This is a genomic window from Duncaniella sp. C9, from assembly GCF_004803935.1.
In the GTDB taxonomy this organism is placed as follows: domain Bacteria; phylum Bacteroidota; class Bacteroidia; order Bacteroidales; family Muribaculaceae; genus Duncaniella; species Duncaniella muris.
Genome location: NZ_CP039547.1, coordinates 587522 through 599348, shown reverse-complemented (window position 1 = coordinate 599348; position 11827 = coordinate 587522). Strand labels below are relative to the sequence as shown.

The window sequence follows — 11827 nt, the reverse complement described above, 5'->3', positions numbered from 1 at the left end:
TCACATGGCAACACTCCGCGAACTAAAAGGACGAATCGGCTCCGTGGCTTCCAGCGAGAAGATCACGGGCGCGATGAAGATGATCTCCTCGGCCAAGATGCACCGTGCCGAGGGCGATCTCCGTCGCCTCCTGCCATTCCGCCAGCAGATAGAGAACATCATAGGCAACCTCCTCTCAGCCGACGCCGAGTTCTCATCACCCCTCACCGAGGCGCGTGACGTTGCCTCGGTGGCAATCGTGGTCCTCGGCAGTGACGACGGTCTCTGCGGAGCCTATAACATCAATATCTACAAGGAACTCGTCAAATCCATCGGCCAGCTCCGCGAAATTTACGGCGACCAGGTCAGGATCACTCTGATCCCCGTAGGCCGCAAAATGGTCAAAGCCGCCGGACGCCTCACCGCCCTGCCCGGCATCACCGTGAGCCACGCTGAAAGAGTCGATTCCAAATCAAGCGGCGAAGCCGTCAAGCAGTTCACCCGCAGCCTTGAAGAACGCTTCATCGCAGGCGAGTTTGACAGCGTGAGAATTCTCTACATGAACTTCCAGTCGGTCAGCCGCCAGCGTCCCCGCTGCGACGCCCTTCTCCCCGTCTGCCCCGAATCATTCGCGGCCGAAGGAGCCAAAACCCTCTGCCGGCCCTACATCTTCGAGCCTGACGCCCCGACGATCTTCGTCTCCGTCCTCCCGATGTTCCTTCTGGCCGTCATGCAGGAAATCTTCACCGAAAACCGCGCCTCAGAGCAAGCCGCCCGCATCATGGCCATGCAGAGTGCCAACGACAACGCCAAGAAACTCCTCGAACAGCTTCAGCTCGAATACAACAAACTCCGCCAGCAGAGTATCACCACCGAGCTTCTCGACATAGTCGGCGGACAGGTAAGAGACTGACACGGCGCCAAAGCAAAAAAAATAATCCGATCATAACATCCACAGCACATAACCGAAAGAGTACAATTGACATGGGAAGTGTAAAAGAGTATTTCTCAAATCTTGGATCCGGCATAGCCAGCCTTGTAAAAGGCATGCAGGTAACCGGTAAGGAATTTGTCACCCCCAAAATCACTGAAGAGTATCCCGACAACCGAGACAATCTGCCTGTCGCCGACCGCTTCAGGGCAATCCTTACACTCAAGTATGACGACCAGGGCGACCACAAATGTATCGCCTGCGGCACCTGCGAGCGTGTCTGCCCAAACAACACCATCTCCCTCGACATCAAGACCGTCGAAACATGGGACGGTAAAAAGAAAAAGAAACTCGACAAATATCACTACGATCTCGGAAGCTGCACCTTCTGCCAGCTTTGCGTGACAAACTGTCCGACTGACGCCCTTGAATTCAGCAATGACTTCGAGCAGGCGCTCTACACCCGCAGCAAACTCGTCAAGCTTCTCAACTATCTCCCTGAAAAGCCCGAACCTCAGCCCACCCCTGAGCAGATCGAGAAGATGAAAGCCGAGAAAGAAGCCAAAATAGCAGCCGCCAAGGCAGCCGCCGAAGCCAAGAAAGCCGCCGCAGCAGGCGCAGCCGCCACACCGGCCGCCCCCGCAGCCCAGGTTCCAGCCGCTGACGACGCCGCCGCAAAGGCACTCGCCGCCGCAAAGGGCGATCCTGAAAAAGAGGCCAAGATCCGCGCCGCGCTCGAAAAAGCCGCTGCCCTCAAGGCAAAACGCGAAGCCGAGAAAAACGCCGGTGCCGCAAACTGAACCTCTTTTCATCACCAATCACGATAATTAATTACTATCACAGTATATGGAATCAGTAGGAAGTACAATCTTTTATTGGATAATCGCCCTGTCGATTGTCATCTTCTCGGTACTGACTGTCACCACACGCAAAATCCTGCGTGCGGCCACATATCTGCTCTTCGTCCTTTTCGCGACCGCAGCCCTCTACTTCAAACTCGACTACGAGTTTCTCGGCTCGGTTCAGATTGCGGTCTATGCCGGCGGTATAGTGGTCCTCTTCGTCTTTGCAATCCTGCTCACGACTCATCCCGGTGACAACAGCAAGCAGTTAACCTCGCGCAAAAAATTTCTCGGCCTCGTCGGCGCTCTCGCCACAGCCGGAGCCTGTGCCTGGGCCCTCTGCTCACGCTCTGCCGACCTCTTTACATCGCTGCCCTCTATGGCCAACCCGTCAATGCACCGCATCGGCGAAGCAATGCTCGGCACAAACTACGGACAATATCTTCTGCCGTTCGAGGCCGTCAGCGTACTGCTGCTCGCCTGCATAATCGGTGGTGTCGTAATCGCACGTAAACGCTAATTCAAACATTTCACCAATGGATATTACACTGATCTGGTATCTCGTTCCCGCAATCGTGATGTTTTGCTGCGGCGTCTACGGCTTCCTGACCCGCCGCAACATGATAGCCATGCTCATATCCCTTGAGCTCATGCTCAATGCGGTCGACATCAACTTTGTGGTCTTCAACCGCTACCTCTTCCCCTCCTCGATGGAAGGATGGATGTTCACCCTCTTCGGAATCGCCATCGCCGCAGCCGAGACCGCACTCGCAATCGCCATCATCATCAACCTCTTCCGGGTAAGCAAAAACATTGACGTCCGCGACGCAACAAAAATGAAAAATTAATCACGCCCTATGGATATTACAATACCTATTCTTATATTGGCAATCCCGCTCTTCATGTTCCTCCTCTTAGGACTGGCGGGAGTCAAGATGAGTCACAAACTCGCCGGTACGCTCGGAACGCTCGGCATGGGAACCGTGTTGGTCTTGTCCTATTACACGGCGTTCACCTACTACTTCTCAGGAAACCCTGAATTCATTGACGGCACCACACGCCTGCAGGCCGTGATCTTCAACCACACCTGGCTGCAGTTCACCCCCGCGCTCGCAATCCGCATCGGTTTCCTTCTCGACCCGATCTCAGCCATGATGCTCATTGTCATCCCGACAATTTCATTCATGGTCCACGTCTACTCGCTCGGTTACATGCACGGAGAGAAAGGCTTCCAGCGCTACTACGCCTTCCTTTCGCTCTTCAGCTTTTCGATGCTCGGACTCGTTGTAGCGACCAACATATTCCAGATGTACATCTTCTGGGAGCTCGTGGGCGCATCATCGTTCCTACTCATCGGCTTCTTCTACACCCTCCCCTCGGCCGTATCGGCATGTAAGAAAGCTTTCATCGTCACCCGCTTCGCCGACCTCGGATTCCTCATCGGCATCCTCGTCCTCTCATACTTCACCCATCATCTCGACTTCCTCCCGATGACCCAGAACCCGCAGGCCGTCCTCGCAAGCTTCGAGGGCGTCACCTTCCTCGGCGCTTCCGGACTCACCTGGGCCCTCGTCCTGATCTTCACCGGAGGTATGGGCAAATCGGCCATGCTACCCCTCCACATCTGGCTCCCCGACGCGATGGAAGGCCCGACCCCCGTATCGGCCCTCATCCACGCCGCCACAATGGTTGTGGCCGGTGTATATCTCGTGGCCCGTCTCTTCCCGCTCTACATGCTTGAAGACGCCGCTCTGATGTTCATCACCGTAGTCGGAGCCGCAACAGCATTCTACGCCGCAATGGTGGCCTGCGCTCAGATCGACATCAAGCGCATCCTCGCCTTCTCGACCATCTCGCAGATCGCCTTCATGATGGTATCGCTCGGCGTGGCATCCAAAAACAACGTTGCCATCCACGAAGGTCTCGGCTACATGGCATCCATGTTCCACCTCTTCACCCACGCCATGTTCAAAGCCCTCCTCTTCCTCGGAGCCGGCTCGCTCATCCACGCAGTCCACTCAAACAACTACACCGCGATGGGCGGCCTGCGCAAATACATGCCTATAACCCACATCACCTTCCTCATCGGCTGTCTCGCCATCGCAGGCATCTGGCCATTCGCAGGTTTCTTCTCTAAAGACGAAATTCTCTCGGCCTGCTTCGCCAACGGTACTTTCTGGGGCATCTGGATGATGATGGTAGCCGCAATGACCGCCTTCTACATGTTCCGCATGTACTTCCTCGTCTTCTGGTGGGACAACCCCGACTACGAGAAAGAACACCACGGCCATCTTCCCCACGACCCCGGCTTCGCCATGACCTTCCCGCTGATCTTCCTCGGAATCGTCTCGATCATCGCCGGATTCATCCCCTTCGGACAGCTCGTCACCTTCGACGGCCACGAATATCACATCCATATAGACTGGTCTATCGCCGGACTCAGCATGGGAGTAGCCATCCTCTCGATTGCATTCTCAGCCTGGCTCTACATGAAGAAAAACGACAAGCCCCGGCGCATGGCCGACTCCTGCCGCTGGCTCTGGACAGCTGCAAACCGCCGCTTCTACTGGGACGAAATCTACCTTTTCATCACCCGCCGCATCATCTTCGACGGAATCTGCAAGCCCATCGCCTGGTTTGACCGCCACATAATCGACGGCACAATGGACGGATTCGCCTATGTCACCAACAAGGCATCCTACGCCATCCGCGGCTTCCAGAGCGGCAAAGTGCAGATGTACATCTGGTGGTATCTCATCGGAGCTGTCGTGCTCGGCATCATAACCGCCATCTGTGTCCTCTGAATCTGTTAACCTGTTAAGAAAAATATAGTAACGCGATATGTTTTCCAATATATTGATCTACTTCGTGGTGATCCCCGTGGTCATGCTGCTGGGACTCTTCCTCTGCCGGAACATCAAGCAGATCCGGGCAGTGGCAGTCACAGGCTCGGTTGTCCTGACAGCCCTCTCGGTCTGGCTTCTCGTCGACTATCTCGCACTCCGCGCCGCCGGAGCCACAGACCCCATGCTCTGGGTCGACTCCTGGCAGTGGTTCGCTCCGCTCAACATCAACCTCGCCGTTGGTGTCGACGGCATCTCGATAGCCATGCTCATCCTCACCGGCGTAATCCTCATCACAGGCAGCTTCGCCTCATGGGAAATCCCGCAGCCCAAGGAATTCTTCCTCTGGCTCATCCTCCTGTCGACCGGTGTCTACGGATTCTTCATCTCCATCGACCTCTTCACCATGTTCATGTTCTATGAAGTCGCCCTCATCCCGATGTATCTTCTCATCGGTGTCTGGGGCAGCGGCAACAAGAACTACTCGGCGATGAAACTCACCCTCATGCTCATGGGCGGATCGGCATTCCTCATGCTCGGCCTCATCGGCATCTACTACCACTCCGCTCCCGCCGGACAGCCCCTCACCTGGAACATCCTTGAGATTGCCCAGAACGACGCCATCAGCCACGGCTGGCAGACATTCCTCTTCCCGATGACCTTCGTGGGCTTCGGTGTGCTCGGCGCCATGTTCCCCTTCCACACCTGGTCGCCTGACGGCCACGCATCGGCCCCCACAGCAGTGTCGATGCTCCACGCAGGTGTGCTCATGAAGCTCGGCGGCTACGGCTGCTTCCGTGTGGCCATCTACCTGATGCCCCACGCCGCCAACGAACTAGCCTGGATCTTCCTCATCCTCACCGGCATCTCGGTTGTCTACGGAGCCTTCAGCGCATGCGTCCAGAACGACCTCAAATACATCAACGCATACTCATCGGTGTCACACTGCGGTCTGGTGCTCTTCGCCATCCTCATGCTTAACACCACAGCGATGACCGGAGCCATCATGCAGATGCTCTCCCACGGTCTGATGACAGCCCTCTTCTTCGCCCTCATCGGTATGATCTACGGACGAACCCACACCCGCGACATCCGCGAGATGGGCGGCATGATGCAGATCCTCCCTTATCTCTCGGTCTGCTACGTCATCGCCGGCATGGCCTCCCTCGGTCTCCCCGGTCTCTCCGGCTTCGTTGCCGAAATGACAATCTTTGTCGGATCGTTCGAACACTCTGACCTCTTCCACCGCGTCTTCGTCATAGTGGCCTGCAGCTCCATCGTGACAACCGCCGTCTACATCCTCCGCGTCGTAGGCAAGCTCCTCTACGGTCCCGTCTATGACCAGCACCACATGACACTCACCGACGCCAAGTGGTGGGAACGTGTAGCCACCGCCGGACTCATCGTCTGCGTGGCCGGCATCGGTTTCTTCCCCAACTTCTTCGTCGATCTTATCAAGTTCACTTTCAGCCCTGAAATCTTCACCGTTATCGGTCTGAACTAATCTATAGATTAATAGCAATGGATTACTCACAGTTTTTAGCACTCAAGCAGGAAATAGGATTGTTAATCGTATTCCTATTAGTCTTCCTCTATGACACTTTCTGCAGCCCCCGTTCGGCAAAAGCCGTCCCGATGATCGCAACCGTTCTCATGGGTGTGCTCGTCGCCTGGGGATTCTGCCCCGTGGTCAAGGCCCCTGAGACCGCCTTCGCCGGAATGTATGTCACTTCACCCGTGATGGTGGCTATCAAAAACATTCTTAATGTCGGCGTGTTCATCGTCCTCATCCAGTCCGTCAAATGGGCCAACTCCGAATTCACCGCAGTGCGCCGCGGCGAATTCTACGAACTGATACTTCTGACCCTCTTAGGCATGTATCTGATGATTTCGAGCCGCCACTTCCTGATGTTCATCATCGGCCTCGAAACTGCCTCGCTTCCCCTCTGCGCACTTGTCGCCTTTGACAAGCACCGCTATGAAAGCCATGAGGCCGCCATCAAATACGTCCTCACCGCCGTATTCTCTTCGGCAATCCTCCTGATGGGTCTCTCGTTTGTCTACGGTCTGGCCGGAACTCTCTACTACGACGGCATCACCGGAGCTCTCGCAGGCCGCATGGGCGTGATGCTCTCGGTAGCCCTCGCCTTCGTGATGGCCGGTTTCGGATTCAAACTCTCGCTCGTTCCCTTCCACCTCTGGACAGCCGACGTCTATCAGGGTGCACCCACATCGGTGACCTCATATCTCTCGGTCATCTCCAAAGGCTCGGCGGCTTTCGCCTTCCTTGTGGTCCTTACCCAGGTATTCGGTCAATTCTACGCCCAGGCATGGGAATGGATGCTCTACGCTCTGATCATCCTTACCATCACAGTCGGTAACCTCTTCGCCATCCGCCAGACCAACATGAAGCGCTTCCTCGCCTTCTCGTCGATCTCTCAGGCAGGCTACATAATGCTCGCAATCATCGGCGACAACAATATGGGCGTCTCGGCTCTCATGTTCTACACCCTCGTCTACGTCTTCTCCAACCTCGCCGCCTTCGGCGTGATCGGAGCCATTGAAAACGCCACAGGCAAGGTAGACATGACCGACTACAACGGTCTCTACAAGACCAACCCCCGTCTGTCGTTCACAATGATGCTCGCCATGTTCTCCCTCGCCGGCATCCCCCCGTTTGCAGGCTTCTTCAGCAAATTCTTTGTCTTCACAGCCGCCCTCAACGGAACCGCCTCAGCCGCTCTCTACGTGCTGGTGCTCATTGCCCTCATCAACACCATCATCTCCCTCTACTACTATCTGCTCGTTGTGAAGGCCATGTTCATCAATGAAAGCGACAGCCCGATCGCCACATTCCGCTCGGCATGCTCCGAACGTCTCGGCATGTGGATCTGCGTTGCAGGCATCATCGGCCTCGGCATCGTAAGCTACTTCTATGACTATCTCCTGACAGTCGTAGCCTGAACAGAATAATTACCCAGATCTGATAAAACTATCTCCGGCCGCAATGCGTTTTGCTTGCAGCCGGAGATTGCTGATAAAGGACAGAGGCCCGGACAGCTCTTCGCCTCTCGTTTCACCCACCTTCAAAAAAAACACTGAACCATGTTTCCTTCAGCACCCGGCCCAATCGGCGTTTTTGACTCAGGCTACGGCGGCCTGACCATACTCAAAGGCATCCGCGAAACTCTCCCGCAGTATGACTACCTCTATCTCGGCGACAATGCCCGCACTCCCTACGGCACACGCTCGTTCGACGTAGTCTACCGCTTCACCCGTCAGGCAGTGGAAGCCCTCTTCAGCCGCGGCTGCCAGCTGGTGATCCTCGCCTGCAACACCGCATCGGCCAAAGCCCTGCGCTCCATCCAGCAGAAAGACCTGCCCGGATGGGATCCATCGCGCCGTGTGCTCGGCGTGGTCATACCCACGGTCGAAGCCCTCGGTCATATAACCAAAAACGGAAATATAGGCCTGCTCGGAACCCCCGGCACCGTAAGCTCAGGCACCTATGACATAGAGATCGCCAAGTTCTTCCCCAGTTCCGCACCGTCTCCGTGGCCTGCCCCATGTGGGTGCCTCTGGTCGAAAACAAGGAATTCGACTCGCCCGGCGCCGACTATTTTGTGAAGAAATATGTCGATGAACTCTTCACCCAGGAGCCTGAAATAGACACCGTGATTCTCGGCTGCACTCACTATCCGCTGCTGATCGACAAGATCCGCCGCGAAATCGGCTCGCGCGCCACCATCGTCACCCAGGGTGAACTCGTAGGCGCCAGTCTCGCCGACTATCTGCGCCGCCATCCCGAAATGGATGCCAAGTGCACCAAAGGCGGCTCATGCGAATTCCTGACCACCGAAAACCCCGACAAGTTCACCGAACTCGCCGAAATATTCCTTCAGACACCTCTTAAGGCCTCCCGTATAGATCTCTGACCTTCCACCTGCTGCTGACCGACAACTAAACTATGTCTCTCCGCCACTCATTCATCACGTTTTTACCACTCGCACTGCTCGCCACCTCCTGCTCCGATGACTCTGACCGGGCATCAGACGGAGCCGGAAGCCTGTCGCTTGACGTGACCGTCGACGCCACCTTGCGCGATCCGCTCACGCAGGAGATCATAGTGGCCTCGCCCTGTGTGCCCGAACAATCGCAGATAAGCGTGACGATGATAGCCGCCGAGGGCAGCTACTCCCACACATGGAAATCACTCTGTGATTTTCCCGCGCAGGATCTCTACTACTCCGGCTCATATCTTATAGAAGCAATCTCCGGCAAAGGAGCCGAAGGCTTTGACACTCCGTGTTACTCAGGCTCCGTCTCGGCCGTAGTCGAACCGGACCGCCGGCTGACATGGCCGCTGACAATGCACCTTGTCAGCAGTGCCTTTTCATTCGATTTCAGCCCCGCCATAACAGCCGGTATCGGTGAAGTCGCAGCCTTTGTCCACACTCCGGGCGGAGAATATCACCGCGTCAGCCCCGATGAATCGCGCCTGCTCTATCTGACACCCGGACAGACCGGGATATATCTTGACGTCATACTCCCTGACGGGCGGCATACCGCATTCAGAAGCCTTGACTTCTCAGCCCTTTCAGGCTGCTTTTATGAGTGTGAGGTAAGTGCCGACATCTCAGGCCCTGACCCCGTGCTCACCTGCTCGGCTCCCGGCAAGAGTGCATCGTTCACACTTAGCGCCGACTTCCTGTCAGCCCTTCCGCCATCTCTGACCGCTTCGGGCTGGACTCCCGGAAGCATCCTGACAGTGCCTGAGGGCGAACAGCCGGAAACTCCGGTCAGAGCAGCCGTCACCGCCGCAGCCCCGCTTTCGCATCTTTGGCTCTCGGTATCGTCGGCCTATCTCTCATCGCTGTCATTCCCGGTGCTTGTTGATCTGCTGCATCCCTCTGCGGAAGATGAAGCTGCCTTTGCTGCTGTCGGACTCATGTCCGATCTGACATCGGCCGGCGGATCGGTGGACTTTACCGCACTGATCGGAAAACTTGTCTTCCTGACTGACGATGAAGCCCTGTCATGTTTCAGCTTCATAGCCGAAGATGACTGCGGACGTGTCAGCGAGCCGCTGAGGCTGCAGGTGCAGACCACCGCCGTCGACATCTCGGTAACATCGGTCGGTGACGCTCCCGTCGGAGCCACATCCGCATCGCTCACGGTCAGCACCAGGGCCGTGGACTTCGCCTCAAATGTCGGGATCGAGATTCTTGATGCCGACGGTCTGTGGCAGCCGGCATCTGTGCTTGCGGTCAGACCGGCCGGCGATTCGTCATATGAACTTGAGTTTGCTATCCCTGACGGCAATGCCGACATCAGGGCCCGTATATTGTATTGCGAGGAGATCAGAGCCGAATTCACCGTAGAGCGCTGTATGCCTGAATTCGAACTTGTGGCAGATCCCTTCGCCACCTATGCCATGATCAGGGTCATGGCCCCGGACCAGGCTACGGTCGAGACAGTGGTGCGCCGGCTGATGCTCTACGTCGACGGGCGCAGGGGGCCGGTCCTCTTGCGTGACGAGGAAAGCGGAGTGCTTGCCTTGAGCGGACTTTCGCCAAACACCTCATACACGCTGACCGCAACCATGATGGACCGTCCGGATGCCTCTGACTTTACCCCCGGACAGCGCTTCACGACAGAAAAGGCCCCGGCGCTTCCTAATTCAGACTTTGAAGACCGTAAATCGGGAGTGGTCTATGACAGACTGCCGAGCGGAGGCCGCTATTCACAGACCGAAGTCGCTATCTACAACTGGCAGAACCGCGAGTCATTCTCACAGCAGGTTCCACAGAAGTGGGCCAACACCAACGCCAAGACTTTCAGCACACGCGCCTCTAATCATAACACCTGGTATATGCAGCCGTCGGTCTTCACGGTATCCGATGAGGTCAAAAGCGGCGAATTCGCCGTCTGCCTGCGCAGTGTGGGCTTTGATCTCAGCGGTGAGGATATTCCGGACTATGCGCAGACCGGCAGACCCTATCTGCAGTATTCTCCGGTGGTTCCGCATGTGGCCTGCCGTGCCGCGGGCAAGCTTTTCCTCGGAGAGTATTCTTTCAGCGCCTTCAGCATGGAGGAGAGCTATAAGGATGTTGTCGACTGGAAGTCGAGACCGCGGTCGCTTAACGGATTCTATAAATACGCACCCTCGCCTGACAGCCCGTCAGACACCGGAGTAGCCATTATAGAAATCTATGGCGATGTCGGCGGTGAGCTGCAGGTGATAGCCTCGGCCCGTACATATCTGCCTATAGCCAACAGTTATACAGCCTTCACGGCCCCGCTGTCCTACACCCGTTTCGGCATCAAGGCAAGCGGCATGAGACTGATGTTTGCCTCCTCGGCTTCGGTCGGCACCATTGCTGAAGAGACCGCCTCGATAGTCACCTCGGCTGATCCTGTCAAAGGAGCCTCTCTCGGAAGCACTCTATGGATTGACAATATCAGTCTTGCTTACTGATGCCTGCTTCTCTGTTTTTAGAAATCAAATAACTGCAAATATGAAAAAATTAACTGTCATCCTCTTTCTCTTTCTATTCCTTTCAACCTCAATGAGCGCCTCAGCCTCTGGCTGGGACATTTCAGACCTTCTCGGCAAAGTCTCTTCAGCCACCGCGTCTGACTCGACCAAGACCGGCTCTTCAAAAGGGGGCGGCCTCGGCGATCTGCTCTCAGGTGTGGCAAACGCTCTCGGTGTGGGAAGTTCGAAGCTTACCGTGGAGAAGATGGTGGGAACATGGAAATATCTCAATCCGGCAGTGTCGTTCAAAAGTGACAATTTCCTGCTCAAGGCCGGCGGTGCCGCCGCCGCACAGCAGGTAGAGGCCAAACTGGCTCCCTATTACAAGACCGCCGGTCTGACTTCGCTCGTCATGACCATCAATGCCGACTCCACATTCACCTTCAAGGCCCGCATGATTACTCTGAACGGCACTATCACCAGGGACTCCGAGTCTGGAAACTTCATTTTCAATTTCAAGGCCTTCAAAAAGATAAAGGTCGGCTCTATGGAGGGCTTTATTGTCATGAACGGCAACAGAATGGAACTCACTTTCGATGTCACCAAGCTCATGACGCTGGTTGAAAAGGCCGGCTCTCTTTCAGGAAACAGCACAATCAAAGGTCTCACCGCCATCCTTCAGCAGTATGACGGCATGACGGCCGGTTTCGAACTTCAGAGGCAGGACTGACAGTCTGAGAATCTCGGATAAGAG

The 11827-nt window shown here is 55.9% G+C and carries 9 protein-coding genes and 1 pseudogene; all 10 read left to right on the top strand.

Features of this window, described 5'->3' with window-relative positions; translation table 11 throughout:
* The first annotated feature begins 4 nt into the window (after positions 1-4).
* The 10 genes and pseudogenes from atpG (at position 5) to E7745_RS02385 (ending at position 11803) form a co-directional block, all read left to right on the top strand.
* Complete coding sequence (atpG, locus tag E7745_RS02430; RefSeq protein WP_136408232.1) at positions 5-892, top strand: ATP synthase F1 subunit gamma; 888 nt, start codon at positions 5-7, stop codon at positions 890-892.
* A 71-nt stretch (positions 893-963) separates the two neighbouring features.
* Positions 964-1710 (top strand): NADH-quinone oxidoreductase subunit I, encoded by a 747-nt coding sequence (locus tag E7745_RS02425; protein ID WP_107033120.1) that lies wholly within the window; start codon positions 964-966, stop codon positions 1708-1710.
* A 46-nt stretch (positions 1711-1756) separates the two neighbouring features.
* On the top strand, positions 1757-2272 hold the full coding sequence (locus E7745_RS02420; protein ID WP_107033121.1) for an NADH-quinone oxidoreductase subunit J: 516 nt from the start codon (positions 1757-1759) through the stop codon (positions 2270-2272).
* Between the two features lie 16 nt (positions 2273-2288).
* Positions 2289-2600, top strand: a complete 312-nt coding sequence (nuoK, locus tag E7745_RS02415) for an NADH-quinone oxidoreductase subunit NuoK (protein ID WP_107033122.1) — start codon at positions 2289-2291, stop codon at positions 2598-2600.
* 9 nt (positions 2601-2609) lie between these two features.
* A complete protein-coding gene (gene nuoL, locus E7745_RS02410) occupies positions 2610-4556 on the top strand; it encodes an NADH-quinone oxidoreductase subunit L (protein ID WP_107033123.1) in 1947 nt (648 codons plus the stop codon).
* A gap of 37 nt (positions 4557-4593) precedes the next feature.
* Positions 4594-6099, top strand: a complete 1506-nt coding sequence (locus E7745_RS02405) for a NuoM family protein (protein WP_107033124.1) — start codon at positions 4594-4596, stop codon at positions 6097-6099.
* Between the two features lie 17 nt (positions 6100-6116).
* Positions 6117-7559 (top strand): NADH-quinone oxidoreductase subunit N, encoded by a 1443-nt coding sequence (locus tag E7745_RS02400; RefSeq protein ID WP_123397853.1) that lies wholly within the window; start codon positions 6117-6119, stop codon positions 7557-7559.
* 141 nt (positions 7560-7700) lie between these two features.
* Positions 7701-8530 (top strand): annotated as a pseudogene (gene murI / locus E7745_RS02395) (glutamate racemase).
* A gap of 32 nt (positions 8531-8562) precedes the next feature.
* Entirely contained in the window at positions 8563-11073 is a 2511-nt protein-coding gene (locus tag E7745_RS02390; RefSeq protein WP_124075931.1) for a DUF4493 domain-containing protein, read from the top strand.
* A gap of 40 nt (positions 11074-11113) precedes the next feature.
* Positions 11114-11803: a lipocalin-like domain-containing protein gene (locus E7745_RS02385; RefSeq protein ID WP_136408231.1), complete on the top strand. Its 690-nt coding sequence runs from the start codon at positions 11114-11116 to the stop codon at positions 11801-11803.
* Positions 11804-11827: the final 24 nt, after the last annotated feature.